The organism is Kribbella sp. NPDC056951 (assembly GCF_042674205.1).
Classification (GTDB): domain Bacteria; phylum Actinomycetota; class Actinomycetes; order Propionibacteriales; family Kribbellaceae; genus Kribbella; species Kribbella yunnanensis.
In genome coordinates this window covers 110,946-137,308 of sequence record NZ_JBHUQZ010000017.1, presented here as the reverse complement: position 1 = coordinate 137,308, position 26,363 = coordinate 110,946, and the positions used below count along the sequence as shown (strand labels likewise).

General features: G+C 68.0%; 24 protein-coding genes. 7 read left to right on the top strand and 17 right to left on the bottom strand.

Going from position 1 to position 26,363, the window contains the following annotated elements; all coding sequences use genetic code 11:
- Positions 1 to 82: 82 nt before the first annotated feature.
- The 6 genes from ACFTSF_RS38750 to ACFTSF_RS38725 all read right to left on the bottom strand — a co-directional run bounded on the left by ACFTSF_RS38750 (position 83) and on the right by ACFTSF_RS38725 (position 10,015).
- On the bottom strand, positions 83 to 2,032 hold the full coding sequence (locus tag ACFTSF_RS38750; protein WP_380160258.1) for a hypothetical protein: 1,950 nt from the start codon (positions 2,030 to 2,032) through the stop codon (positions 83 to 85).
- 8 nt (positions 2,033 to 2,040) lie between these two features.
- Positions 2,041 to 3,009, bottom strand: a complete 969-nt coding sequence (locus ACFTSF_RS38745) for a glycosyltransferase family 2 protein (protein ID WP_344165888.1) — start codon at positions 3,007 to 3,009, stop codon at positions 2,041 to 2,043.
- A 29-nt stretch (positions 3,010 to 3,038) separates the two neighbouring features.
- On the bottom strand, positions 3,039 to 4,586 hold the full coding sequence (locus tag ACFTSF_RS38740) for a gamma-glutamyltransferase (protein ID WP_380160256.1): 1,548 nt from the start codon (positions 4,584 to 4,586) through the stop codon (positions 3,039 to 3,041).
- Between the two features lie 22 nt (positions 4,587 to 4,608).
- Entirely contained in the window at positions 4,609 to 7,188 is a 2,580-nt protein-coding gene (pheT, locus tag ACFTSF_RS38735) for a phenylalanine--tRNA ligase subunit beta (RefSeq protein WP_380160254.1), read from the bottom strand.
- On the bottom strand, positions 7,188 to 8,297 hold the full coding sequence (gene pheS, locus ACFTSF_RS38730; RefSeq protein ID WP_380160252.1) for a phenylalanine--tRNA ligase subunit alpha: 1,110 nt from the start codon (positions 8,295 to 8,297) through the stop codon (positions 7,188 to 7,190). The genes pheT and pheS overlap by 1 nt, the downstream gene beginning before the upstream one ends.
- Positions 8,298 to 8,470: 173 nt before the next feature.
- On the bottom strand, positions 8,471 to 10,015 hold the full coding sequence (locus tag ACFTSF_RS38725) for an MFS transporter (protein ID WP_380160250.1): 1,545 nt from the start codon (positions 10,013 to 10,015) through the stop codon (positions 8,471 to 8,473).
- A 50-nt stretch (positions 10,016 to 10,065) separates the two neighbouring features.
- On the opposite strand from ACFTSF_RS38725, the gene ACFTSF_RS38720 reads away from it, so the two are divergent.
- Positions 10,066 to 10,770 carry a TetR/AcrR family transcriptional regulator gene (locus tag ACFTSF_RS38720; protein ID WP_380160248.1) on the top strand — a complete coding sequence of 235 codons (705 nt, stop codon included), beginning with the start codon at positions 10,066 to 10,068 and terminating at the stop codon, positions 10,768 to 10,770.
- Positions 10,771 to 10,792: 22 nt separating this feature from the next.
- Here the strand turns inward: ACFTSF_RS38720 and ACFTSF_RS38715 are convergent, their stop codons facing one another.
- The 5 genes from ACFTSF_RS38715 to infC all read right to left on the bottom strand — a co-directional run bounded on the left by ACFTSF_RS38715 (position 10,793) and on the right by infC (position 13,993).
- Positions 10,793 to 11,503, bottom strand: coding sequence for a hypothetical protein (locus ACFTSF_RS38715; protein WP_380160246.1), 711 nt, complete (start codon positions 11,501 to 11,503; stop codon positions 10,793 to 10,795).
- A gap of 147 nt (positions 11,504 to 11,650) precedes the next feature.
- Positions 11,651 to 12,463, bottom strand: coding sequence for a TrmH family RNA methyltransferase (locus tag ACFTSF_RS38710; RefSeq protein WP_380160244.1), 813 nt, complete (start codon positions 12,461 to 12,463; stop codon positions 11,651 to 11,653).
- A gap of 29 nt (positions 12,464 to 12,492) precedes the next feature.
- The gene (gene rplT, locus ACFTSF_RS38705) at positions 12,493 to 12,879 is read right to left on the bottom strand and encodes a 50S ribosomal protein L20 (RefSeq protein WP_132414996.1); all 387 of its coding nucleotides are present in this window, start codon (positions 12,877 to 12,879) and stop codon (positions 12,493 to 12,495) included.
- A 95-nt stretch (positions 12,880 to 12,974) separates the two neighbouring features.
- Complete coding sequence (gene rpmI, locus ACFTSF_RS38700) at positions 12,975 to 13,169, bottom strand: 50S ribosomal protein L35 (protein ID WP_132169842.1); 195 nt, start codon at positions 13,167 to 13,169, stop codon at positions 12,975 to 12,977.
- A gap of 86 nt (positions 13,170 to 13,255) precedes the next feature.
- Positions 13,256 to 13,993, bottom strand: coding sequence for a translation initiation factor IF-3 (infC, locus tag ACFTSF_RS38695; RefSeq protein WP_380160288.1), 738 nt, complete (start codon positions 13,991 to 13,993; stop codon positions 13,256 to 13,258).
- Between the two features lie 264 nt (positions 13,994 to 14,257).
- Here infC and ACFTSF_RS38690 point away from each other — a divergent pair, with 264 nt between their 5' ends.
- A complete protein-coding gene (locus ACFTSF_RS38690; RefSeq protein ID WP_344165906.1) occupies positions 14,258 to 14,623 on the top strand; it encodes a DUF1844 domain-containing protein in 366 nt (121 codons plus the stop codon).
- A gap of 1 nt (position 14,624) precedes the next feature.
- On the opposite strand, the gene ACFTSF_RS38685 is transcribed toward ACFTSF_RS38690, so the two are convergent.
- Positions 14,625 to 15,998, bottom strand: coding sequence for an NAD-dependent succinate-semialdehyde dehydrogenase (locus tag ACFTSF_RS38685; protein ID WP_380160241.1), 1,374 nt, complete (start codon positions 15,996 to 15,998; stop codon positions 14,625 to 14,627).
- A complete protein-coding gene (gene gabT / locus ACFTSF_RS38680) occupies positions 15,995 to 17,317 on the bottom strand; it encodes a 4-aminobutyrate--2-oxoglutarate transaminase (protein WP_380160239.1) in 1,323 nt (440 codons plus the stop codon). Before gabT ends, ACFTSF_RS38685 begins: the two co-directional genes overlap by 4 nt.
- A gap of 74 nt (positions 17,318 to 17,391) precedes the next feature.
- Between gabT and ACFTSF_RS38675 the strand changes: the two genes are divergently transcribed.
- Positions 17,392 to 18,270: a LysR family transcriptional regulator gene (locus ACFTSF_RS38675; protein ID WP_380160237.1), complete on the top strand. Its 879-nt coding sequence runs from the start codon at positions 17,392 to 17,394 to the stop codon at positions 18,268 to 18,270.
- 333 nt (positions 18,271 to 18,603) lie between these two features.
- On the opposite strand, the gene ACFTSF_RS38670 is transcribed toward ACFTSF_RS38675, so the two are convergent.
- From ACFTSF_RS38670 to ACFTSF_RS38660, 3 genes are read right to left on the bottom strand one after another with little or no spacing between them, the layout of a single operon-like run.
- The gene (locus tag ACFTSF_RS38670; RefSeq protein ID WP_380160235.1) at positions 18,604 to 19,521 is read right to left on the bottom strand and encodes a carbohydrate ABC transporter permease; all 918 of its coding nucleotides are present in this window, start codon (positions 19,519 to 19,521) and stop codon (positions 18,604 to 18,606) included.
- Positions 19,518 to 20,396 carry a sugar ABC transporter permease gene (locus tag ACFTSF_RS38665; RefSeq protein ID WP_344165916.1) on the bottom strand — a complete coding sequence of 293 codons (879 nt, stop codon included), beginning with the start codon at positions 20,394 to 20,396 and terminating at the stop codon, positions 19,518 to 19,520. Before ACFTSF_RS38665 ends, ACFTSF_RS38670 begins: the two co-directional genes overlap by 4 nt.
- 25 nt (positions 20,397 to 20,421) lie before the next feature.
- Positions 20,422 to 21,717, bottom strand: coding sequence for a sugar ABC transporter substrate-binding protein (locus ACFTSF_RS38660; protein WP_344165918.1), 1,296 nt, complete (start codon positions 21,715 to 21,717; stop codon positions 20,422 to 20,424).
- 85 nt (positions 21,718 to 21,802) lie between these two features.
- On the opposite strand from ACFTSF_RS38660, the gene ACFTSF_RS38655 reads away from it, so the two are divergent.
- Positions 21,803 to 22,819: a LacI family DNA-binding transcriptional regulator gene (locus tag ACFTSF_RS38655; protein WP_344165920.1), complete on the top strand. Its 1,017-nt coding sequence runs from the start codon at positions 21,803 to 21,805 to the stop codon at positions 22,817 to 22,819.
- Between the two features lie 185 nt (positions 22,820 to 23,004).
- Complete coding sequence (locus tag ACFTSF_RS38650; RefSeq protein WP_380160232.1) at positions 23,005 to 24,165, top strand: glycosyl hydrolase; 1,161 nt, start codon at positions 23,005 to 23,007, stop codon at positions 24,163 to 24,165.
- On the opposite strand, the gene ACFTSF_RS38645 is transcribed toward ACFTSF_RS38650, so the two are convergent.
- Entirely contained in the window at positions 24,152 to 24,856 is a 705-nt protein-coding gene (locus ACFTSF_RS38645) for a TetR/AcrR family transcriptional regulator (RefSeq protein WP_380160230.1), read from the bottom strand. The genes ACFTSF_RS38650 and ACFTSF_RS38645 overlap by 14 nt on opposite strands.
- Before the next feature lie 154 nt (positions 24,857 to 25,010).
- Between ACFTSF_RS38645 and ACFTSF_RS38640 the strand changes: the two genes are divergently transcribed.
- On the top strand, positions 25,011 to 25,439 hold the full coding sequence (locus ACFTSF_RS38640) for a DUF1707 domain-containing protein (protein ID WP_380160228.1): 429 nt from the start codon (positions 25,011 to 25,013) through the stop codon (positions 25,437 to 25,439).
- Positions 25,436 to 26,176, top strand: coding sequence for an ABC transporter ATP-binding protein (locus ACFTSF_RS38635; RefSeq protein WP_380160226.1), 741 nt, complete (start codon positions 25,436 to 25,438; stop codon positions 26,174 to 26,176). Before ACFTSF_RS38640 ends, ACFTSF_RS38635 begins: the two co-directional genes overlap by 4 nt.
- Positions 26,177 to 26,363 lie beyond the last annotated feature (187 nt).

Here is a 26,363-nt window from a genome sequence, read left to right as displayed (position 1 = left end):
CGTCTTCCGCATGCATCGGCGCCGGGGCGGGCGGGCCTGCGTAGACCTTAACGGCCTGCGCGGACTCCATGTTACGGCTTCGCTACCCTCCGAGGTCGTAGATTTTGACCTTGCCGTTGCTGTGTCGCAACGGCGCCAGATCGGCGAGTTTCGGCGAGACGGCACCGGCGCGCGAGTCGGCGTACAGCCAACGCACGCCGTACTGGTCGTGGAGGCGTTTCAGCAGGTCGGGAGTGGGGTTGGCGAAGGCCTGGGTGACGAGTGCGACGCGGTCGGGCCAGGGGGACGGCTGCTCGGTATACCGCCGACCGCCGACGCCTTGCGCAGTCATGGCTTCGTTGGTGTACGCCCAGCCTTCAATGACGGTACGGCGGCCGGCCAGTCCGCTGACGATGTAACCGCGCGCATCGCAACCAGGTGTCCTCGCAGTCACCGGACGGCACCAGGTGTTGGTCGCGACCACATCGGTCGGCGCACTGTTCTGGGCCAGCCACGCCGCGCTTGCCTGCTCATCCGGGTAGACCCACTGCGGTCCGGAGCGAAAGACCGGACCTGCCTCGGTGTCACCCTCGATGGCGTTCTGGACGAAGCTCTTGACCGGTGAAATGAACAAGAGAACCAGCGCCACGACGGCCAGGCGTTTCCGGGCTGTGGCGACCACCCAGCCAGCCGCAGCGAGACTGAACGGCGTGGCGGTGTAGAGGAAGTAGGACTCGCTCACCCCCGGGTGGTCGATGAAGAGGTAGCCGAGCCAGCCGACCACCATGGCGCCGATCAGGAACCACGCGACCGGATCACGCCGTACGACGAGGAAGCCGGCCAGGGACGCGGCTTGGATCAGCAGAACGCTCAGGAGCATCAACCCGGTGCCGAGGACCGCGCCGTTGACCAGTGACGGGACGACCAGTCCACCAACGCCAGCTGGGGTGTGGTCGCCGGTGAGGCTCGAATAGCCGGGGCTGGTCTTCAGAATCGCCAGCAACTGGAGCTGCGATCCACTGGTGCTTCCAGCAACCGTGAGCAGAGTGAGCGCACCGACCGCTACCAACACGGCGCCAGCGACGACAGTCTTGAGACGGAGTTGGTAGAGAGCAGCCAGTCCGACCGCACCGACCAGTACTGGCAGCACTGTGGGTTTCGAACCGCCACCGACGATGGCCAACGCGAGGATGAGCCCCCACAGCGACCGAGGGCCGTTGCGGAAGAGCAGCTCGATCAGAAAGATCCCGACTGCGACACAGGCGATCATGCCGAAGGTTTGCGACGGACTGAGGAAACTGACCGGTGGATTCACGTTGATGCTGGTATCGACGAGCAGGTAGAGCTGTGGCGCGGTTAGAGCGGCCGCGGCGAGTACTCCGGTCCACCAGGTCCGGCTGACTGTCCGGGCGAGCGTGGCACACACCAGCAGCGCAACCACGAGCCATGGCAGCACCCACAACCGAAACAGCACCATGACTGGACTGAGCCGAGTGATATCGACGGCCGCGGCCATGTCGGCGTTGGCGAACCAGTGGTACTCCAGCCGCTCCCCTACGACCTGTGGCAGTTCCGGCGGCACAGCACGCGTCAGCTCACTCACCATCGACAGGTGGTACAGCAGGTCCTGGTAGTACGACGTCCCGTCCGGCGGCATCACGTGGTACGCCATGACCCCGCGGATGGTGGCCGCGAGCATCAGCGCCGAGGCGATCGCGAGTCCCCACGTCCACCGCAGCGGCAACGGCTCTGGCTGAGCAATGCGCCAACACCCGCGCAGCCGCGGTAGTCCGAAGACAGCAAGGGTCAGCACCGGCCAGACAATCAGCCAGCGTTGCCAGCCCACCGCGGTGAACAGCGCCCAGCCGACCAGCATCCAGGCGGCACCCACGATCGCACCGAGGCCGAGGTCCTCAGCCCAGTTGCCCAGACTGCGCCAGACCGCCCGCAGCAGCAGGGTTCCCGGCAAAGCGATCGCCAGTGCGAAGTAGACGGCGTACCGGAGGGCGTCCAGCGAATGAACAGCGACCAGAAGTGGGAGGAGCCAGGGCAAAGCCCGCCTCACCGGGTGGCTACCGGTTCCACACGCTTCTGGTCTTCGAGACTGTCGTAGCCGACGAGGAACTGCGGCCGGCGCTGGCTCGACTGGAACAGCCGCGCCACGTACTCACCGAGCAGTCCGAGGCACAGCAGCTGGATCGCGCCGATCACACTGACCGCGAGCACGGTCGACGTCCAGCCGGGGACACCGCGACCGGTCAGCTTGATCACCAGCGCACCGACGACGAACAGCGCCGACATCAGGCCACCGAGCAGACCGAGCCAGGTCGCCAGCCGCAGCGGCGCCGCCGAGAAGGCGGTCACGCTGTCGAAGGCCAGCCGCGTCATCTTGGTCAGGTTGTACTTCGTCGACCCGGCCGCGCGCTCGGCACGGATATAGGTCACCTCGGCACTCGGGAAGCCGAGCCACGGGATCACCAGGCGGAACACCCGGCCATCCTCGGGCAGCGCATTCACGGCATCGACCACCCGGCGCGACACCATCCGGAAGTCGCCCGCGTCGAACGGGATCTGCTTGCCGACCAGGCGGCACATCAACCGGTAGTAGAGCCGCGCGGTCGTGCGCTTCGGCCACGAATCACTCGAGCGGTCCGAGCGAACGCCGTACACGACGTCGAGGTCGCGCTCACGCATCACGTGCAGGAACTCGGCGATCGTCTCCGGCGGGTCCTGCAGGTCGGCGTCGATGGTGACCACGTACTGACCGCGGGCGCTGCGGAAACCGGCCGACTGCGCCGCCTGGTGACCGCTGTTGCGCAGCAGCCGGATCACCCGGAGCTGCGGCCAGTCCTTGGCCGCCTCGAGCAGCAGCGGCGCCGTACCGTCCCGGCTGCCGTCGTCGACGACCAGCAGTTCGTACGGCAGACCGAGGCCGTCGAGCAGCGGGTGCATCCGCTCGAAGAACATCGGCAGCACGGCTTCCTCGTCGTACATCGGCACCACGACGGAGAGCTCGGGGTCGATGTCCACGCCTGTCTAACGAGCGTGGACAGCATCTGTTAGTCGGGCGGTGAGATGGCCACTGCCCCGGTACGGCGGGGGTCGCCGACCGCGATCAGGCCTTCCGACGGGTCCCAGAAGGCGGCTGCGACTCCACCGAAGTACATCGAGTGCGGGGGCATCGGGCGGGACGGAAGGTTCGTCGTACCGGCCAATGGCAGGTCGTCCTCGTAGTCGACGATGACGTCGTCGCGGACCCGCACGTGCAGCCGCGGGTGCTCGACCGCCTCCGCCAGCGGCAGCCCGCCGTGGGTGTAGAGCGCGTAGACCTGCGCGAGCGCGGTCGGGATCCGGTCCGAGCCGGGCGAGCTGATCGCCAGTACGGCGCCGTCGCTGTCCCGGCGGGCCACGCTCGGAGCCATGTTCGAGGTGAGGCGGGTGCCGGGCGCGAGGCTGTGCGGACCGCCGTGCAGGAGCTCCTGCTCGCCGAGCGCGTTGTTGAGCCAGATGCCGGTCCCGGGAGTCAGTACGCCGGAGCCGTAGCCGGACGAGACCGTGATCGCGCAGGCGTCGCCCTCGTCGTCCACCACCGACACTGTCGCCGTACTGGGCGAGGTGAGCGCGCGCAGGTCACCAGCCGACGCGAGCTCGAGCAGCTTCTGCCCTTCGAGCTGCCTGACGTCTTCCGCGTCGAGCTCGGCAAGCCGCCGCCCGAGAACCGCATGCTGTACGTCGACCAGTCGCTCGAGCTCGGTGGGGTTCCAGCTGCCGTCGGCCGGGACGCCGTCCAGCAGCGCGAGCATCGCCGCGACTGCCACTCCGCCGACGGCCGGAGGCGGGTTGGTGGCGAGGCGCCATCCGTTCTGCCGGACCATGAGCGCCGGGCGGACGATCGCCTCGTACGCCGCGAGGTCCTCGGCGTTGAGGATGCCGTCGTTCTCGGCCATGTCGTGGATCAGCAGCTGGGCCAGCTCGCCGGTGTAGAGCGTCTCGGCGCCGTCGCGAGCGATCAGCTGCAGCGCCTCGGCCAGCTCCGGGATGATCACCGTGCTGCCGGCCTTGATGACCGTGCCGTCCTCGTCGTGTACGACGCCATGGCTCGGCTGATGCCAGCCGAAGATGATCTCGTGCGTGAACCCGAGGTAGTAGCCCGAAGTCCGGCTGAGCGGGAACCCATCCCGAGCCACCTCGATCGCCGGCTGCACAACCTCCCGCCAAGGCGCCTTCCCGGATCGCCGGTGCGCCAGGTCGAGCGCCTTCAACCCGCCCGGTGTCGCGACCGACCCGTGCCCCACCGTGGTCGTCGTACCGCCGCCGTAGTCGGTCGTGACATCCCAGACGCCACGCCCAAACGACTCCGGCGCCAGACCACGGCCGGGCATCTCCACCCAACCGTCGATCGTCACGGCCTCAGATCCCGCAACCTGCAGGGTCACGAACCCACCCGAGGCCGGCGACACGACGCCGATCTCATTCACCATCGTGACAAGCGTCGCCGCAATCGCAGCGTCCACCGCGTTACCGCCCTCAGCAGCAACCCGTACGCCGGCCTCGGCGGCCGCCGCGTTTGGCGCGGCGACCGCAACCCGCGGATGGGAGCCGCTCATCGCTGTGTCTGATGCATTGAGGTCAGCCGACTCGTTGGACGGCGCCGAAGCGGTCGACGGCCACCTGGACGGCGGCTTGGCGGGCCTCGGCCACCTCAGTGTCCTTCAGGGTGCGGTCGGTGGCGCGGAAGCGGAGGGCGAACGCTAGCGACTTCTTGCCTTCGCCGATCTGCTCACCGGTGTACAGGTCGAACAGCCGCACGGACTCCAGCAGCTCGCCCGCACCTTCGACCAGCGCCGCCTCGACCTCGGCCGCGGCCACGTCGGCCGCGACGATCAGCGCCACGTCCTCCTTGGCGACCGGGTACGACGAGAACGGCACGGCGGTCACGGACTCCGGACCGGCCGCGATCAGCGCCTCGAGATCGAGCTCGACCGCACTCGACCGGGTCGGCAGACCGAACGCCTGACACACCTTCGGGTGCAGCTCACCAGCGTGACCGACGACCTTGCCGTCGACCGAGAACTCCGCGCAGCGACCCGGGTGCCAGGGCGCCAGCTCGACGTTCTTCACGATCGGCTCGACGCCGACCGCCGAGGCGATCAGACGCGCGATCTGGACCGCATCGGCCCAACCGGCCGGGCGGCCCTTGCCCCACCAACCGGTCGGGGTCAACGCACCGGTCAGTACCACGCCGACATGCAGCGGCTGGTCGGGCAGAGCGTCGTACAGGGACTGGACGTCGGCGTCAGTCGGCCGACCCTCGACCGACAACAGCGGCGCGGCCTTCGTCTCGGCCTTGGGCTTGAAGACCAGGCCGGTCTGGAAGATCGCCAGGTCGGTCTGACCGCGGCCGGTGTTGCGCTCGGCGGTCCGCAGTAGCGTCGCGAGCAGAGTCGTCTGCATCGACGGCTCTTCGTCCGAGATCGGGTTGACCAGCTTCACCGTCGTACGGCGGGAGTCGTCGGCCGGCAGGCCCATCGCGTCGAAGTCGGCCGGACCGGTGAACGGGTACGACACGACCTCGGTCAGCCCGGCCCCGACCAGCGCGGTCGCGACTCGGCGACGACGCCGCTGCGACACCGTCAGCCCCTGCCCACCCGGCGCCGGCGGCAGCACCGACGGCACGTTGTCATACCCGAACAGCCGAATCGCTTCCTCGGCAAAGTCGTTCGGATCCCGCAGATCGGGCCGCCACGACGGCGGAGTCACGCTCAACAGGTCGTCGCCAGCCAGGCCATGCGCACCCGCCGGGGTGTTCCGCTCCCCCACAATCGCGAGCGCCGGAGCATGCACGCCAACCGCCAACGCAGCCGGTACGGCGTCTGCCGCGGCGGGCTCGATTTCGCAGCCGACCGCGTGCAGGTGGCGCAGGGTCTCCTCGATCGTGATCGGCGCACCGGCCACCCGAGCAGCGTGGTCGGCGCGGATGACGACCGGCGCCGGCTGCGGGTGCGTGTCGACCACGGTCTCGTCGGCGAGGATCGTCCCACCCGCGAGCTCGGCCAGGAGATCAGCCACGCGCTGAGCGGCGTACCGCGGCAGTTGCGGGTCGACCTCGCGCTCGAACCGCCGCGACGCCTCCGACGACAGCTTGTGCCGACGCGACGCGCGCGCGATCACGATCGGGTCGAAGTGCGCGGCCTCGATCACCACGTCGGTCGTCGCGTCGGAGATCTCGGTGGACGCGCCACCCATCACCCCGGCGATACCGATCGCGCCCGAGTCGTCGGTGATCAGCAGATCCTCGGTGTCCAGCTCACGCGTCTGATCGTCGAGCGTCACCAGCTTCTCGCCGGACGTGGCCCGCCGTACGACGATGTCGCCGCTCAGCCGGTCCTTGTCGTAGCCGTGAATCGGCTGGCCGAGCTCGAGCATCACGTAGTTGGTCACGTCGACACCGATCGAGATCGGCCGCATCCCGGCCGCGAGCAGCCGCTTCTGCAACCACCGCGGGGACAACGCCTGCGCGTCGATCCCGGTCACCGTGCGCGTGACAAACGTCGTACAGCCCTCGGCGTCGTCGACCCGCACCGGGTAACCACCCGCACCCGAGCCGGTCAGCTTCAGCGCGGCCGGGTCCTTCAGCGGAACGCCGTACGCCGTGGCTGCCTCGCGGGCGACACCACGGATCGAAAGGCAGTAGCCGCGGTCCGGCGTGACGGCGATGTCGAGGACGTCGTCGGTCAGCGACAGCAGCGCGATGGCGTCGTCGCCCGGGGTGCCTTCGCCCGGCTCCAGTACGACGATGCCGTCGGTACCGTCGTCGCCGAGACCGAGCTCAGTGCTCGAACAGATCATCCCGTTGGAGACGTGACCGTAGGTCTTCCGGGCGGAGATCGCGAAGCCGCCCGGGAGCACAGCACCCGGCAGCACGACCACGACCAGGTCGCCGACCTCGAAGTTGTGCGCACCGCAGACGACCCACTGCGGCTCGTCCTTGCCGATGTCGAGCGAGCACCAGCGGATGGTCTTGCCGTTCTTCTGCGGCTCGTTCTCGTACGTCAGGACCTTGCCGACCACCAGCGGACCGGTCAGGTCGGACTCCTCGACGGTCTCCACCTCGAGACCGGCCCGGACCAGCTGCTCCCCGAGCGCACGACCGGTCACCTCGGCCGGCAGCTCGACGTACTCACGAAGCCACGACAGTGGGACCCGCATCAGATCTCCATCCCGAACTGGCGGCTGAACCGCACATCACCCTCGACCATGTCCCGCATGTCCTCGACGCCGTTGCGGAACATCAGCGTCCGCTCCAGCCCCATTCCGAAGGCAAAACCGGAGTACCGGTCGGTGTCGATCCCGCAGGCGCGCAGGACGCGCGGGTTGACCACACCGCAGCCGCCCCACTCGATCCAGCCCTCGCTGCCACAGGTGCGGCACGGGCGGTCCGGGTTGCCGACGGACTCGCCGCGGCAGACGAAGCACTTCAGGTCGACCTCGGCCGACGGCTCGGTGAACGGGAAGAAGTTCGGCCGCAGGCGGGCCTCGAGGCCCTCACCGAACATCGACACGACGAAGTGGTCGAGCGTGCCCTTCAGGTGCGCGAGCGTGATGCCTTCGTCCACGACCAGGCCCTCGACCTGGTAGAAGACCGGCGTGTGCGTCGCGTCCAGCTCATCGGTGCGGAACACGCGGCCCGGGCAGATCACGTAGATCGGCGGCTTGCGGGTCAGCATCGAGCGCGCCTGCACCGGCGACGTGTGCGTGCGCAGCACCTTGCCGGAGCCGGCCGGCTCGACGAAGAAGGTGTCCTGCATCTGCCGCGCCGGGTGATCAGGCTGGAAGTTCAGCGCGTCGAAGTTCAGCCACTCGGCCTCGATCTCCGGCCCCTCGGCGACATCCCAGCCGAGCGCGGTGAACACATCCGCGACCTGCTCGGAGATCAGCGACAACGGGTGCCGCGCGCCGAGCTCCGGCGTGTGCCACGGCAGCGTCACGTCGACCCGCTCGGTCGCGAGCATCCGCTCCTCGTGCTCGGCCTCGAGCACCACGAGCCGCGCGGCGAACGCCTCGGTGACCGCCTTCCGCGCGGAACCGATCCGCTGCCCGGCCTCCTTGCGCCCCTGCGGCGGCAACGCCCCGATCTCCCGGTTCGCCAGCGCGATCGGCGACTTCTCGCCCAGGTGCGCCGCCTTCGCCTCCTGCAGGGCAGCCAGATCGGCCGCCTCGGTAAACGCCTTCAGCGCCTCGTCGCGGCTCCGCTCCAGCGCTTCGGCATGCAACGGCGTCACTTCGACCGGGTCGTACTGCGTGTTGGGACCGGACATGGCTCGCTCTCGGTTCGGAACTTCTGCGACTTGCAGTCTAAGAAGTTCCACCCCCAGACCGTGAATCGGCCGTCCACCCCCCGCTCCCCCACCCGACCGCATTTGCCTGGCTAGCCACTCGCGTTGGGGGTTCTGCACCCTGGTTATGAGTGCAGAACCCCCAATTTCAGTGCCTAGCCAGCCAAATCGCGCTCGGCGGAGGCGACGGGGTCCGGGGTGTCGTCGGGGGTCGCCGGGGTGTCCGGGGTCGCCGAGTGGCGTGGGAGGACTGCTAGGGCGACGAGGGCTCCGGCTAGGGCGCCGACCAGGCCTACAGTCATGGCGATGGTCATGGCGTTGGTGAAGGACTCGCGGGCCGCGGCGGCGAACTCCGAGCCGAGGGCGAGGGTGGCGGCGATGGAGTCGCGGGCTGCTTCGGGGACCGCGGCGGGCAGGTTGGCGGAGTAGGCGGCGGCCAGGACACTGCCCAGTACGGCGACCGACAGCGCGCCGCCGGTTTGCTGGACGGTGTCGTTCATCGCGGAACCGACACCGCGGTGTTCGGCGGGGACGGCTTGCATCAACAGCGTGTACGCCGCCGGTCCGGCGAGGCCGCCGCCGATCCCCATCACCATCAGACCAGCGATCAGCAGGCCGTAGCCCGTCGTACCGGAGACCTGGGACAGGATCGCGAACGCACCGGCGATGACTGCCAGGCCGAGCGCGATCAGCGTCCGGTCGGCGAGCTTCTTGCCCAACGTCGCGCCGAGCACGTTGAAGACGGTCGCGGCGACGGCGTACGGGATCAACGCGAGACCGGCCTTCAGCGGGCTGTAGCCGAGGACGAACTGCAGGTACTGGGTCAGCGCGAGCATCAGACCGCCGGCAGTGAAGGACAGCAGCACGATCGAGAAGCTGGTCCCGCTGAACCGGCGGTCCTTGAAGAGCTCGAGCGGAACCATCGGGTGCGCACTCCGCTTCTCCCAGAACGCGAACGCCGTCAGCGCGACAGCCCCGGCCACCAGCCCACCAAGGACTTCCACCGAACCGAACCCCTTGGTGGGGATCTCGATGATCGCCCACACGACGGACGCCATACCGATGACAGTCAGTACGGCGCCGATCGGGTCGACGTTCCTTGCCGGGCCGCGGGATTCCGGGATCAGCACGATGGCACCGATGATCGCGACCACGGCGATCGGCACGTTCAGCAGGAAGATCGAGCCCCACCAGAAGTGGTTCAGCAGCACGCCACCGACGGTCGGACCGGCGATCACGCCGACCATCGCGACCATCGACCAACCGGCCATCGCCTTGCGCTGCTCCTCCGGCGGGAACACCGTGAACAGCAGCGACAGCGTGCTCGGCATCAGCAGCGAACCGCCGACCCCCATCAGACCTCGGGCGGCGATCAGTTGCCAGGGTGTGTCGGCCAGCGTGGCCAGCAGCGACGCGGCGCCGAACAGGACCAGGCCGATCAGCAGCATCTTCCGGCGGCCGAAGCGGTCGGACAGGCTGCCCGCGGTCAGCAGCAGACCCGCGAAAGCCAGGATGTAGGCGTCGATCACCCATTGGATGTCGGCGGGAGTGGCCCCCAGATCGCGCATCAGCGACGGGATGGCCAGGTTGAGCACGGTGTTGTCGACGACGAGCACCATCAGGCTCAGACACAGAATCAGCAAAATCCACCAGCGTCGCGGGTGTCCGGTCACTGTGGACTCGTACGGCGTACTAGTCACTCGCACACTGTACGACACAACTCGCACAGTGTTCCAGTAGGATGTTCTGCGTGAAGGAATCGATCTGGACCAGGCAGCAGAAGGCGGCACCCGCACGCGAGACGCTCACCCGGGAGCAGATCGTCCGCGCCGCCCTGGAGTCACTCGACGCCGAGGGCCTGGCCGGCCTCAGCATGCGCAAGCTCGCCGCCAAACTCGGTTCCGGCGCGACCAGCCTCTACTGGCATGTCCCGACCAAGGACGACCTGATCGACCTGCTCATCGACGAGGCCTGGGGCGAGATCGACATCCCGGAACCCGAACTGGCCGGCTGGCGCAGCGGCCTGCTGCTGTTCGCGCACAGCATGCGCTCGACGATCATCCGGCACCCCTGGCTCCCCGAGGTGATGTACACCCGCCCGAGCATGGGCCCGAACGCGATGACGATGGGCACCCGCGGCCTGGCCCTGATCGCCGCCGCGGGTATCACCGGCCGCACCGCCGACTTCGCGCTCGGCACCGTGATGTCCTTCATCCTCGGCAGCGCGGGCGGCGAGGTCGCCACCCGCGAAATGGCCCGCCGGGGCGGCCAGTCCGTCGACCAGCTCGCCGCCGACGTCCTCGAGAGCACCCAGAACATCGCCGACCCCGTCATGCAGGAGTCCGCCCGCCGCCGCGCCACCGGCGACATCGACGGCATGTTCTACGACTCCTTCACCTACGGCCTCGAACTGATCCTCGACGGCCTGACCGCCAAGTCCCAGCGCCCGAGGTAGCTCGCCGGGCGCTGGGGTCGGATCACGCGGTGAGGCCGAACCAGGGGCCCTTGGCGAGTTCGGTGTTGAGGACTTCGCGATCCCCGGGGTCCGCGACGAGTTCGGTGAGCTGGCGGGCACGGCGCAGTTCGGCGCCGGCTTCGGCTGGCGCGCCGGTTGCGGCGAGAGCTCGGGCGAGGGCTTCGCGGGCGAACGGTTCGTCCCAGTCGGCCATCTGGTCGGGGTGGGTCTGAACGAGTTGCAGGCAACGTCGGGCGTGGCTCAGACCTAGCTCGGCCCGACCGATCCGCAACGCGACTCGGGCGATCAGGTGCTCACCGCGGGCATGGTTCGCCTCGTTACCGGCTTCGAGCCAATGCAGGCAGGCGGCATAGGCGCCGTACAGGAGTCGTTCCTGGTCCAGCACCGGGCTGGTCTCGTCGATCTGGTCAAGCAGATCCCAGGTCTCGTTGTTGAGCTCAACCCCGAAGTACCGATGCAGCTCGCGCCCCTCGACCAGCTCGGTGGCGACCTTCCCCATCAATTCACCCCAGCTGACGACGCCGTACTCACGCGCCACCGTCAGCTGCGCGTCCCGCAGCGTGAAGCTCTCCGCATCCACGTACGCCGGATGGTGCGCCTGAGCCCGCTCGATCGCATCCGGCCGTCCCTTGCTGACAGCCTTCCGCAACTCTTTGGCTCGCGTCCGCAACTGACTCAAACTCGCCTTCGCAGGCAGCGGCATGGTCGACATGACGATCCTTCCAGGACAACCCGCTCCGCTGAACCAGGCCGTCCCGAAGGGGTCACCGGCCATCACAAGTTCGTCGTACTCCCAGGTGCACTCAGTGCTTGCCGCGAAGAAGAGGCGCCCTGGCGCGCGCTGCCCCGAACTATACCGTCATCGGCGTTGGGCTCGGGCTGAGGCGTAGAGGCAGATGGCGGCGGCGGTGGCGAGGTTGAGGGACTCGGCGCGGCCGTAGATGGGGACCTTGACGGAGTGGTCGACGAAGGCGTCGAAGCCGTCGGGGAGGCCGTGGGCCTCGTTGCCGAAGAGCCAGACTGTGGGTTTGGCGAGGGTGCCGTCGTCGATGCAGGTGTCGAGGTCGGTGGTGCCGTAGCCGTCGGCGGCGAGGACCTGGAGGCCTTGGGCTCGCCAGGTGGTGGCGGCGGTGGCGAGGTCGGCGTCGACGGTGATCGGCAGGTGGAAGATGCTGCCGACGCTGGCCCGGACGGCCTTCGGGTTGTGCGGGTCGACGGACTCGGTCGACAGTACGACGGCATCCGCGCCGGCGGCGTCCGCCGTACGGATCAAAGTCCCGACGTTGCCGGGGTCGCGCACCTGGAAGCCGGCGGCGACCAGGCGGGCAGTCGGGAGAACCGCCTGCTCCAAGGAGACGTCGACGAGTGAGCAGACCGCGACAACACCTTGTGAGGTGACGGTCTCGCTCAGGGCCTCGACGCCGGCCCGGTCGACGTCGAACCACGGTACGTCGGCCGCGGCGGCCAGGTCGCGGAGATCGCGATGACGCGTGGCCACGGAAGGTTCGGCGTACACCTCGAGGACGAGCTCGCGATGCTCGAGCGCCTCGCGGACTGCCTGTGGGCCTTCGGCCAGGAAGCGGCCGGTCTTGCGGCGGAACGCACGAGTGGCGAGCCGCCGGGCCTGCTTGATCCGCACGGATTGCGCGGTCAGCAGACCAGGGCTCGCCACTCGGGTGCTACGTCCGGAAACGGTAGTGCTCAGGCCGCGCTGGTCGGCGCGTTGACGTCGGCCGGGAGGGCGGCCTTGGCCAGCTGCACGATCGCGGAGAACGCCGCCGGGTCGTTGACAGCCATGTCGGCGAGGATCTTGCGGTCGACCTCGATCTCGGCCAGGCGCAGACCCTGGATGAAACGGTTGTAGGTCAGGTCCTCGGCGCGGACCGCAGCGTTGATGCGCTGGATCCACAGCTTGCGGAAGTCGCCCTTGCGCGCCTTGCGGTCACGGTAGGCGTAGACGAGCGAGTGGGTGACCTGCTCCTTGGCCTTGCGGTACAGCCGCGAGCGCTGGCCGCGGTAACCGCTGGCCTGCTCGAGTACGACCCGGCGCTTCTTGTGGGCGTTGACTGCCCGCTTCACGCGTGCCATGAGGTGTTACTCCTTGGTTCTGCGCCGCGACCGTGCTGAGGCGGTACGGCGGGGTTGTTCGGGGGAAGGGCCGGGGCCCGGTGGAGGCGGGAGCCTCAGATGCCGAGAAGCTTCTTGGCCTTCTTGGCGAACGACGGCGCAACCTCGACCGTGCCGCTCAGCCGACGCTTACGCTTCGACGACTTCGCCTCGGCGAGGTGGCGGACACCGGTCTGCTCGCGGCGCAGCTTGCCCGAGCCCGTGACGCGGACGCGCTTCTTCATCCCCGAGTGGGTCTTCATCTTCGGCATGGCTAATGAACTCCTGAATTGTTCTTTCGTTGACTCGAACACAGTGCTGTGGTGCTCCGGCCGGTCGCCCCGGCCGGAGCGAACCGTCACTCCGGGTCGAGGTTGTCTGCCGGACCCTTCGGCTTCTTCGTGGCACCGGCGGCGATCTCGGCCTCGTGCGCCTTGACCTGGGCGGCGCGCTCGACGCGCTCCGCTTCCAGCTCGGCCTCACGCTCGGCCTGCTTCTTCGCCTTCTCGGCGTCCACGTCCACGCGCGCCTCGGACTTCTTCTTGTGCGGTCCGAGAACCATGATCATGTTCCGGCCGTCCTGGCGGGCGTTCGACTCCACGAAGCCGAGCTCGCTGACGTCCTCGGCCAGCCGCTGCAGCAGCCGGAAGCCGAGCTCCGGGCGCGACTGCTCGCGACCGCGGAACATGATGGTGATCTTCACCTTGTCACCGGCACGGAGGAAGCGGACGACGTGACCCTTCTTGGTCTCGTAGTCGTGCGGGTCGATCTTCGGCCGCAGCTTCATCTCTTTGATGACGGTGTTGGTCTGGTTCCGGCGGGACTCGCGCGCCTTCTGCGCGGTCTCGTACTTGTACTTGCCGAAATCCATCAGCTTGCAGACCGGCGGGCGTGCCGTGGCCGCAACCTCGACCAGGTCGAGATCGGCTTCCTGTGCCAACCGCAGTGCGTCCTCGATCCGGACGATGCCTACCTGCTCACCGTTCGGTCCGACCAGTCGCACCTCGGGAACGCGGATGCGCTCGTTGACGCGCAGTTCAATGGTGATGGGTCCTCCTGGGTTGTTCTGATACGGGTGCCACTCGTCATTTCGCAGGGACTCCCTCGGAAATGACGAAAGGCCCTCGTGCGACGTGCACACGAAGGCCCAATTCCCTGATCCCCGGCTCACCAACCGTTTTCACGGTGGTACGCCGTACGATCGCCGAGACCGGAATCTCGGCGTTGACCGGGACCCGCCGACTGTTCATCAGCTGGGTGGGAGGTGGCCCTCCGCTTGGATCCAACCACCGGAGCTCCTCGGGTATTCCACCCATGGGGCACCGCCAGACCGGATCGGTCGCTATGCAACAGTAACACCATGACCGACGAACTCTCCACTCCGCAGCCTGCAACCGCCTCCCGCGACATCGCCGAAGTACCGAGTGTGGAGATCATCTCGACCGCCGCCCTGCACCTCCTGAGCGCGGCCGCCGTGAACCTCGGCCTGGCCGAGGACCTCCCCGAGCACAAGGATCTCGACGAGGCCCGCTCCCTGATCGACGCGCTGGCCGGCCTGCTCGACGCTGCGGCGCCGTCCCTCGGTCACCACCACGCCGCCCCGCTCCGCGACGGCCTGCGCTCGCTGCAGCTCGCCTTCAAGGAAGCCTCGTCGATCCCGGACGAACCCGGCGCCGGCCCCGGCGAGAAGTACACCGGGGCCGTCTACCCGACCGCTGCCCGCTGACTTAGGGCCAGTCGATACTCAGGTACTGCGTCTCCTGGTACTCACGGAGTCCGTCCCGAGCACCTTCGCGGCCCAGCCCGCTCTGTTTGACACCGCCGAACGGTGCGGACGGATCGGAGACGAGACCGCGGTTGACGCCGACCATGCCGACGTCGAGCGCCTCGCTGATCCGGATCGCCCGGCCGAGCTCACCGGCGTACACGTAACCGGCCAGTCCGTACTCCGATGCGTTGACCCGGGCGATGAGTTCGTCGTCGGACTGCCAGGTGGCGATCGATGCGACCGGGCCGAAGATCTCCTCGGTGAACAAGGTCGAGTCGTCGGGGACATGGCGCAGTACCGTCGGCGGGTAGAAGTGACCGGGAGCAGCCGGTACGGCGGCCTGGTGGGTAATGCGGGCTCCGGCTGCGACGGCCTCATCGACAACTGCGGTGACTCGCTGTACGGCGGTCGCTGAGATGAGCGGGCCGATCTGAGCACCCTGGGCATACGGGCCGACGGCCAACTTCTCGACCTCGCGACCGAACAGTTCGGTGAAGCGGTCGGCGACATTGGCGTGCACGTAGAAACGGTTGGCCGCCGTACAGGCCTGGCCGCCGTTGCGGAACTTCGCGATCATCGCGCCTGCGACGGCCTGTTCGAGATCGGCGTCCTCGGTGACGACGAACGGCGCGTTGCCGCCGAGTTCCATCGCGGTCACGACGACTCGGTCGGCCGCCTGTCGCAGTAGCGCCTTGCCGACCGGGGTCGATCCGGTGAACGAGATCACCCGCACTCGCGCGTCGGACAACCACGTGGAGACCACGCCGGCCGCGTCCGTGGTGGTCACGACGGTGACGACCCCATCGGGTACGCCGGCTTCCGTGAGCAGCTCGGCGATCGCCAGCGCAGTCAGCGGGGTTTCGGCGGCCGGCTTGAGGACCGCCGTACAGCCTGCGGCGAGAGCCGGGGCGAGCTTGCGGGTCGCCATTGCGGCCGGGAAGTTCCACGGCGTCACGAGAGCTGCGACACCGATCGGTTTGGCGGTGACAATTGTCCGTACGCCGCCGGCCGGAGCCGAGCCGTAGTCACCGCCCGGGCGAACCGCCTCCTCGGCGTACCAGCGGAAGAACTCCGCGGCGTAACCGACCTCGGCCAATGCGTCGGCGCGGGACTTGCCGTTCTCTCGGCTGATGAGTTCGGCCAGCTTGTCGCGGTCGCGCAACATCAGTTCGAAGGTCTTGTGCAGGATCTCGGAACGGGCTCTTGGTGCCGTGCGAGCCCAAGCAGGGAAGGCTTTTGCGGCCGCCTCGACGGCTGCGGTCGCATCCTGTGTTGTGCCGTCGGGGACCTCGCCGACGACGGTCAGGTCGGCCGGGTTCAATACCTTGATCATGCGATCTCCCGCAGGGATGCGATGACGATCTCGAGGGCCTCGACCAGGAGGTCGTCGCTGATCGTCAGGGGCGGCAGGAAGCGCAGGACGTTGCCGTAGGTACCGCAGGTCAGCACGATGATTCCTTGCTGATGGCAAGCAGTCGCGACCGCTTTCGCCAGGTCCGGCGCCGGGTCCGACGTACCGGGCTGCACCAGCTCGACCGCGATCATCGCGCCGCGGCCGCGGACGTCGCCGATCCGGTCGTCCTCCTTCTGCGCGAGCAGCAGGCGGGACTTGATCAGCTCCTCGATCTGCCGCGCCCGTGCGACCAGTCCGTCGGCCTCGATCGTCTCGATCGCCGCCAGCGCGGCCGCGCACGCGAGCGGGTTGCCGCCGTACGTGCCACCGAGGCCGCCGACTTGCGGGGCATCCATGATCTCGGCCCGGCCGGTCACGGCCGAGAGCGGCAGACCGCCTGCGATTCCCTTGGCGGTGGCGACGAGGTCCGGTACGACGCCTTCGTGGTTGCAGGCGAACAGATCGCCGGTGCGGGCGAACCCGCTCTGCACCTCGTCGGCCACGAAGACCGCGCCATTCGCGCGGCACCACTCCGCCAGCGCCGGCAGGAAGCCGGGGGCCGGTTCGACGAAACCGCCCTCGCCCTGGATCGGTTCGATCACCACGGCCGCGACCTCGGTGCCGCCGACCTGCTTCTCGATCACGTCGAGCGCCCGGGCCGCCGCGGTCGCGCCGTCCAGCCCGCCGTCGCGGTACGGGTACGAGACCGGCGCGCGGTAGACCTCGGCCGCGAACGGGCCGAAACCGCGCTTGTACGGCTGGTTCTTGGCGGTCATCGCGAGGGTCAGGTTGGTGCGGCCGTGGTAGGCGTGGTCGAAGACGACGACGGCTTGGCGACCGGTGTAGGCGCGCGCGATCTTGACCGCATTTTCGACCGCTTCGGCGCCCGAGTTGAACAGGGCGGTGCGCTTCTCGTGGTCGCCCGGGGTGAGGCGGTTCAGCGTCTCGGCGACCGCGACATAGCCCTCGTACGGCGTGATCATGAAGCAGGTATGGGTGAACGCGTCCACCTGCTGCTTGACCGCGTCGACCACCCTCGGCGCCCTTGCACCGACGGTGGTGACCGCGATCCCGGACCCGAGGTCGATCAACTGGTTGCCATCGGCATCGACCACGACCCCGCCGTCGGCGGCGACCGCGAACACCGGCAGCGTCGTACCGACACCCGCCGCGACCGCGCCTTGTTTACGTGCCATCAGCCCGGCCGAGACCGGCCCCGGAATCGCTGTCTTCAGGATGCGCCGCTGTTCGATCGTCATCCATCCAGTCTTCGACGCTCGATCTATGCTGTCCAATACTTGTTTCGCACGATCTGCATGCTTGGGAGGCATCGGTGGAACTGCGCACTCTCCAGTACTTCGTGCAGACGGTCGACGCCGGTACCGTCACCGCCGCCGCTGACCGGCTGCACATCACCCAGCCCGGTCTGTCCCGTCAGCTCCGGCAACTCGAGCAGGAGCTCGGCGTAGAGCTCTTCCACCGCACCGGCGGCCGACTGACCCCGACCCGGGCCGGCCAAGCCCTCCTGCCGCTCGCCCAGGAGGTGCTAGCCCGCGCGGACGCTCTCCGGGTGGCCGCCACCTACCAAGCGCAGGGCCGCCTCGACCGCATCACCATCGGCGCTCCCCTGACGACCCTGCGGGATGTGGTAGCCCCCTTCATCGCCACCCTGGACGCCGACGACCCCACCCCCGAGGTCTTCCAGGCGGACGGTCAGACAGCAGCCGAGGTCCTGGGCCGCGGGGCCGACTTGGCAATGACCAGCACCCCCGCCAGAGCGCCGTACGAGACCAAGCCTCTAGCCGTGCTGCCCGTCTGGGCCTGCGTCCCCTCGAACCACCGCTGGGCACGCCGCTCACGAGTCGGCCTGAACGATCTGGTCAACGAGCGGCTCATCCTCCCGCCCACGACCTTCACCTCACGCATCTCCCTGGAGGCCGCTCTCCGCCGCGACGGCCTCTCCTACGCCGACCCCGTCGAAGCCGCCGACGGCACAGTCGCCCAGGCCCTGGCCGCCGCCGGCCGCGGAGTCGCCGTAGTCTCCGACGACCCCCAGTTCGACCTACACCCCCTGTCGATCCGCACCACCGACGGCCCCCTCTCCGTCCGCCTGGTCAGCGCCTGGGACTCCCGCCACCCAGCCCGAGCCGCCCTAGCCACCATCGCCACCCGCCTAAGCCAATTCGTAGCAACCCGCTACGGACCTGCATAACAACAGGACGTATACGCCGATCCGGCGCCGCAGCCGACGGCGCTGAGCGTGGCGAGGCCGGCAAGTAGCCCTATACGTCCTGTCGATCGGAGACTCGGCAGTACGCCTCGGCGGCGAAGGCTCGACGTCGGTAACGACACGTAGTGGCGCCCATCGGGGCGAGCCGGGCGTCGGTCCGCAGGCGTGAGCGGCACTCGGCGGGTCGACTACTACGTGTCCTTCGCGACGCGATCCTCCTAGGAACAGGACGTATACGCCGATCTGGACGTCGGTGCGGTGCTGGTGAGCGCGGCGGCGACGGCTAGTGGGGGTATACGTCCTGTCGGTTGGGGGTTAGCCCTTGACGGCGCCTTCTTCTACGCCTTTGAAGAAGAAGCGTTGGAGGGTGGCGAAGACGATGACGATGGGGATGAAGGCGATCATCGTGCCGGCGGCGATCAGGCGGGGGTTGTTGCTGAAGGTGCCGGAAAGGTATTGCAGGCCTACGGTCAGGGTGTATTTGTCGGGGTCGGTGAGGACGATCAGGGGCCAGAGGAAGTCGTCCCAGGCGCCGATGAAGGCGAAGATCGCCACGACGCTGATGGTTCCGCGGACCGAGGGCAGGCCGATGAAGAGGAAGCGCTGCCAGGCGTTCGCGCCGTCGACGATCGCGGCCTGGTCGACCTCGATCGGTAGGGAGCGGAACGCGTTGTACATCAGCAGGACGTTCAGTGCACCGATCATGCCGGGCAGGGCGACACCGAACAGGGTGTTCGCCAGGCCGAACTCCCGGACTGTCACGTACTGCGAAATGATCGTGACCTCGCCCGGCAGGACGAGCGTTGCCAGGAACAGGCCGAGCACCAGCTTGCGGCCCTTGAACTGCAACCGCGAGATCGCGAACCCAGCCAGTGACGCGCCGATGACGTTGCCGCCGACAACCAGTACGGCGACCACCAGCGAGTTCCGCGCGTAATCCCAGACCGGGATCGTGTCGGCGACCGCCTTGTAGTGGTCGAAGGTCGGTTGCGACGGGAGCAGCCGCGGGATCCGGGTGTAGATGTCTTCGCCCGAACCCTTGAGCGAGGTCGACAACTGCCAGAGGAACGGCCCGATCGTGATCAGCAGCACGAACACGAGCAGGACGTACCGGGCAATCTTCTCCCGCGGTGACACGGTGTTGAATCCGAAGGTCCCGCTCCGCCGCCGCTTCGGCGTACCAGGTTCCGGAGGCACAGCGACCGGCCGCGCGGGATCTGTAACGACGGTCATGCCTCCGCACCCTTTCGGTTGAGCCGGGCGAGCACCAGCATCGGGACCACCGTGACGAAGAACAGGACGATGGACAGGGCCGAGGCGTAGCCGAGGTTGCCTTCGAAGCCTTGGCTGTACTGCTGGATCAGCATCACGACCGAGTTGTCGCGACCGCCCGGACCGCCCTTGCCGCCGCTGAGAATGAACAGCTCGGAGAAGACCCGGAGGGCCGACACCGAGATCAGGATGGAGATCAGGATCATCGTGCCGCGGACGCCCGGGATCGTGATGTGCACGAACCGCCGTAGCGGGCCGGCTCCATCGACCGCCGCCGCCTCGTGCAACTCACGGCCGACATTCCCGAGGGCGGCCAGGTAGATGATCATGTAGTAGCCCAGCCCCTTCCAGATCGTCAGGCTGATTGCGCTGAGCAACAACAGCCACTGGTCGGACAGGAACGGCAGCGGCCCGGAGATGAACCCGAGCTTCTCGGCCAGACCATTGACCAAACCGCGGTCATCCAGGATCCACTGCCAGATCAGCGCCACGACCACGGCCGAGGCGACCACCGGGGTGTAGAACGCGGTCCGGAAGAAGGTGATCCCAGGCAGCTTCTTCTCGACCAGTACGGCGAGCAGCAGCGGCAGGACGGTCAGGAACGGCAGGCAGACCACCATGTAGATGACGCTGTTCAGCAGCGCCCATCGCAGCTGCTCGTCGTGCAGCAGGGTCTCGAAGTTCTTCAGGCCGACGAACGTGCCGCCACCCAGGGGCTTGGCGTTGGTGAACGACAGGATCACCGTGTTGATCGACGGCCACAGGTTGAAGACGAGCAACCACGTGAGTGCTGGAATCACCAGCACCCACGGGGTAAACCAGCGTTGGTAGCGCATACCGTCCCTAAGTTGAGCAGAGGCCTTACTGAGTGAGCAGCTGGTTGGCCTTGTTGACGGCCGCGTCCAGGGCTGCCTGCGAGGTGATCTTGCCGGAGATCGCGAGCGAGATCTGCTGGCCGATGAAGTCGTTGGTGGCACCGCTGATGATCGCCGGCGTGAGCGACTTCGCCTTGGCCAGCGACTCGAACGCGAGCACCTTCGCGTCGGATTCCGGCGTACCGTCGCTCTTCGAGAAGTACGGGTCCGAAGCAGACGCCTTGGTGGACGGGAAGATGTTCACGATCTTCGCGAACGCGGCCTGGTTCTCGGCGTTGGTGACGAAGCGGGCCAGCGCGATCGCGGCGGCCTGGTTCTTGGTCTTGGCCGAGACCGACAGACCCTGCACGTACAGCGGCGGGGTGTCGAGCGCCGGCGACGGGACGATCTTGCCCTTCAGCGACGGGTTGTCCTTGGTGAAGTCCTGGATCGCGTTGCCACCGCCGGTGGTCCAGGCGACCTTGGACTGGGTGAAGAGCTTGGAGTTGCCCAGGTACTCCTGGGTCAGGATGTCGCGCGGCAGGTAGCCGGCCTTGTAGGCGTCGCGGTACTTGTCCAGCAGCGCGGCGGCCTCGGGGGTGTTGAAGGTGAACTTCTTGCCGTCGTCGGACAGGATCTTCACGCCCGCATTGGTGAAGTCGCCGATGCCCGGGAGCCGGCTCATCAGGTATTCCTTGCCGCCGGTCTTGTCGTGCATCACCTTGGCGGCCGCGAGCAGTTCGTCGAAGGTTTTCGGCGGGTTCTTCACGTCCAGACCGGCCGCGGCGAACTTGTCCGAGTTCCAGTAGTCGATGTCGGTGTTCAGGTACCACGGGTAACCGAAGGTTCCGTTCAGGCCCTGGTACTGGTACGCCGCGACGCCACCCTCGACGTACTCGTCCTTGATCTTCGGGTCGGCCGCGGCGACGTCGAGCAGCAGGTTCTGCTTGGCCAGCGGGAGCGCGAAGTCGGGCGGCAGGTTGGTCACGTCGGGCAGCTGCCCGGCCGACGCCTGGCTCAGGACCTTCTTGTCGTAACCATCACCAGGCTGGTCCAACCAGGTCACCTTGGTGCCCGGGTACTTCGCCTCGAAGGCCTTGATCACACCTTCGACGTACGACGTGAACTTCGGCTTCAGGGCCCAGGTCTGCAAGGAGACCTCACCGGTCACCTGGGCGTCCGCGCCGACGGTCGGCTTGGCGCCGCCGTCACCGGAACTGTCGGACGAGCCGAGGCCGCAGCCGGCCAGAGTGAGGGCCGAGGTGGCGAGCAACGCCACCAGCGCCGAACGGCGTCTACGCATGGGGATTCTCCAGGGTTTGATAAACCGGTATAGCTCCCGAACTATTCACATCGTAGAATCCGCTGTCAAGGGTGAGGGAGGTACCGTGGCCAGACCGACGATTGCGGACATCGCACAGCGGGCGGGCGTGTCCAAGGGTGCGGTGTCGTTCGCGCTGAACGGGCGGCCCGGTGTCAGCGACGCGACCCGGGAGAGGATCCTGCGGATCGCCGAGCAGATGGCTTGGCGGCCGCACAGCGCCGCGCGGGCGCTCGGTGCGTCCCGGGTGGACTCGGTCGGGATGGTGATTGCTCGCCCGGCCCGCACGCTCGGTGTGGAGCCGTTCTTCGCGCATCTGCTGTCCGGCGTGCAGTCGGGGCTGTCCGCGGAGTCGATCTCGCTACAGCTGCTGATCGTCGAGGACACCGAGACCGAGGTCGAGGTCTACAAGCGCTGGACGTCCGAGCACCGCGTGGACGGCGTGATCCTGGTCGACCTGACCGTGCGCGATCCCCGGATCGACGCTCTCAAGGAGCTCGAGCTGCCCGCGGTGGTGATCGGCGGGCGCGGCGGCAAAGGACAGCTCGCCTCCGTGTGGGCCGACGACCGCGACGCCATGCTGACCATCGTGGAGTACCTGGCCGCGCTCGGCCACCGCCGGATCGCCCACGTCGCCGGTACGCCGATCTTCCAGCACACGCAGCGGCGGATCCGCGCCGTACGCGACGCGGCCCCGCGGCTCGGCCTGCTCGACGCGCCGTCCCTGACCACCGACTTCAGCGACGCCGAGGGCGCCGCGACCACCCGCCGGCTGCTCGCCCAGCCGGATCGCCCGACCGCGATCGTCTACGACAGCGACGTGATGGCCGTGGCCGGGCTCGGCGTGGCGATGGAGATGGGCGTCTCGGTCCCCGGCGACCTGTCGATCGTCGCCTTCGACGACTCGATCCTCACCCAGCTCATGCACCCGGCCCTGACCGCCATGTCCCGCGACACCTTCGACTTCGGCCGCCAAGCCGCCGAGGTCCTCCTCGAGGTGATCGCCAACCCCGAGGTCCCGGTCAACCGCCGTACCGCCGACCCCGTCCTCACCGTCCGCGAGTCCACCGCCCCACCCGCCTGACCCGCCGCCCGCCTGCCCCCTGAGCCAGGGGGTTGCCCAGCCAGAATCCGGACGGGCAACCCCCCAACCGAACGGGCAGCCCCTGAGATGAGGGGTTGCCCAGCGAGAATCTGGAGGGGCAACCCCTTGGGTGAGTGGGCAACCCGGGTTGCTCGGGGTGGCTAAACCGATTTAGCATGCGGATCATGTCTTTGGAACCGCGGTTCGGCGCGAACTACGTCCCTTCGAGCGGCTGGTTCTACAGCTGGCTCGACTACGACGGCGACGCCGTACGGCGGGACTTCGCGGATCTGGCCGGGTTGGGCCTGGACCACGTGCGGGTGTTCCCGGTCTGGCCGTGGATCCAGCCGAACCGGGCGATCATCCGCGAGCGCGCTCTGACGGATCTGCTCGACACGATCGATGCCGCGGCCGAGCACGGGCTGAGCGTCGCGGTCGACCTGATCCAGGGACACCTGTCCAGCTTCGACTTCCTGCCGTCATGGGTGCTCACCTGGCACAAGGCCAGCCTGTTCGAGGATCCGACGGTCCGCGACGGACTGACGGCGTACGTCGACACTGTGGCCCGCGCGGTCGCGGAGAAGCCGAATCTGTTCGCGATCACCCTCGGGAACGAGGTGAACAACCTCTGGCCCGACAGCCCGAGCACCGCCGGGGCGTCAACCTCGTGGGCCACCGAGCTGCTGGACACCGTGCGGAAGGCGGCGCCCGACGTACTGGCGCTGCATTCGGTGTTCGACGATGCCTGGTACAAAGCCGATCACCCGTTCCTGCCGACCGATGTGGTCGATCTCGGTGATCTGAGTACGGTCCACTCCTGGGTGTTCAACGGGGTCTCCCGAGTGGACGGGCCGATGGGTCCGGCGACGCTCAGCCATGCCGACTACCTGGTCGAGCTCGCGGCTGCGACGTCGCTGGATCCGTCGCGGCCGGTCTGGCTGCAGGAGGTCGGCGTCCCGGGGCCGGACATCCCGGTCGAGTTGCAGGCGGAGTTCACGCGGCGGACGGTCGAGCACGTGCTGCCGAATCCAGCCTTGTACGGCGTGACGTGGTGGTCGTCGCACGATATCGACCGGCGGCTGCTGGACTTCCCGGACCGCGAGTACGACCTGGGCTTATTCACCGTCGACCACGAACGCAAGCCGGCCGCCCAGGCGCTGGCCGGCGTAGTCGCCTCGGTGCGGACGAACGGCGTACCGGCTGAACCCGCCGTGACCACGCTGACCGCGCCGATCAACCTGCGCACCCAGCCGGAGCGGCGGCCGGAAGTTGCCCCCGGCAGCGAATTCCACCTCCAGTGGGTCGCCGCGCGGACCGAAGGGCCGGTCCGCATCACCCTGCCTTGATCAGCACCTCGATGCCGTCGAGGGTGCGGGTGAGGCCGAACTCCAGGTCGTCGTCGAGGCCGTCCTCGTACTCGGCGTTGCTGTAGAGACTGACGAGCATGGGGTAGTTGTGCTCGATCAGGCGTGGGACGAGGAAGGCGCCGACCTGCTCGGCCTGGACCGGTACGTCGTCGTTCGCGCCCATCTGGCGCGCCAGGTTCGCGTAGTTGCGGGCGAACCCGTCGAGCAGCATCAGGCAGCCAAGTGCGTCGTGCTGGCTCAACGGCGTCTCGGCGAAGGCCTGCAGCATCACCTCGGCCCAGCGCATCATGTTCGGCGTATTGGGCGCCCCACGGATCGGTACGTCGAGCAGCCACGGACGCTCGGCGTAGCGGTCGACCAGCGCGTGCACCCAGGCCGTCGCGGCCGGACGCCAGCCGGCTGGTAGCTCAGGCGGGGCGGCGAGCGCCTTGTCGTGGACAAGGACGATCAGCTCGTCTTTGGAGCGCACATAGCGGTACATCGCATTCGTGGTGACGCCGTGGTGCGCCGCGATCTTCTGCAATGAGATCGCCTCGAATCCCGCTGTGTCCCCGAACTCGATGCCGGTATCGACGATCTGCTCGACCGACAGACCGGGCTTCGGTCCCCGGCGGCCGACCGGCTGCACACCCCAGGCCAGGGCGAGGCCGGGTGGCAGGTCGTCGGTCATGTCTCCATCCTCCCGCACGCGTCGCCCGGAGCGGTCGATCCCCGCGGAAGAGGGGTGCTAACTCCACCCCTCTTCGGGTCTTGGACACCCGGCGAGTCGAACTGTTCAACCCCTACGCTATTTCTCATAGCCACTCCGCGAAAGGACTCCTCCGATGAACACCGTTCTTCTCGATCCGCTGTTGCTCCCCGACCAGGTCGTGCTCACCGACGCCGACCGCCGCTCCGCGACCGCCAAGCTCGACAGCGCCGTACGGCGAGGTGCGCTGACCCCACCTGCTGCCAGCGACCGCCTGTCGTTGCTGGCCAACGCCCGGAACCGCGGTGATCTGCGACAGGTCTTCGCCGGGGTTGCCGACGCCACTCCGCCGCGGGGTCTGACTGTCGCGCTGCGAGCGGTCACCGGGGTCTGGCTGGTCACCTGCGTCGTGCAATTCGTCATCTGGGTCACGCTGGCCGTCTTCGGGCACTTCGACTGGCCGTGGTGGCTCTGGTCCGACCTGGGGCTCGGCATGGTCGTGGGGATCCTGTGGTGGACACACGAGTCGTACCACCGCAAGACCGACGTACAGGTGGGCGTGTGAACGCCCCGGTCCAGCTCACGGACGTCCAGAAGGTCTACGGCACTGGTCCGGGCGCAGTCACCGCGCTGGGCGGTATCACCTACGGATTCGCCGAAGGCTCCTTCACTGCGGTGATGGGGCCATCCGGCTCCGGCAAGAGCACGCTCCTGCACTGTGCAGCCGGTCTCGACACCCCGTCGTCCGGACAGGTCACGCTGGCCGGGCAGTCGCTGCTGGGACTCGACGAGACCGCACTGACCGAACTGCGTCGTGAGCACGTCGCCTTCGTCTTCCAGTCCTTCAACCTGATGCCCGCGCTAACCGTCCGACAGAACGTCGTCCTGCCGCTCACGCTGGCCGGCAAGTCGCCGGACGAGCCGTGGGTTCACGAGGTGATCAGCCGCGTCGGTCTGGCCGAGCGCGTCGGTCACCGCCCCAGCGAACTGTCCGGCGGCCAGCAGCAGCGAGTCGCAATCGCCCGAGCCCTGGCCGGACGCGCAGCCATCACCTTCGCCGACGAACCAACCGGTGCACTCGACACCGTGACCGCACTGGAAGTCCTGGCCCTCCTACGAGACCAGTCCCGAGCCCTCGGCCAAACCATCGTCATGGTCACCCACGACCCAGTCGCAGCGTCGTATGCCGACCGCGTCCTCTTCCTGGTAGACGGCCGAATCGTGTCCGAGTCCACCCACCCCACCGCCGAAACCGTAGCCGCCGAACTAGCCCACCTAAGCCTCTCCCCCGCCACCCCCTAACCCCCCAGCCACTCACCACCCTCACTCACGGCCCGCTCCATAACCCCCAAGCCTCAGCCTCTTCCCCGTCGCCCCTAACCCCCCAGCCACTCCCCACCCCTCACCACTCCCTCAACCCACGCCCTCACTTTCTCCTTCCCACGCCCCAGCCTCTTGCCCGCCAGCCCTGAGCCACGACCCCTCGGAG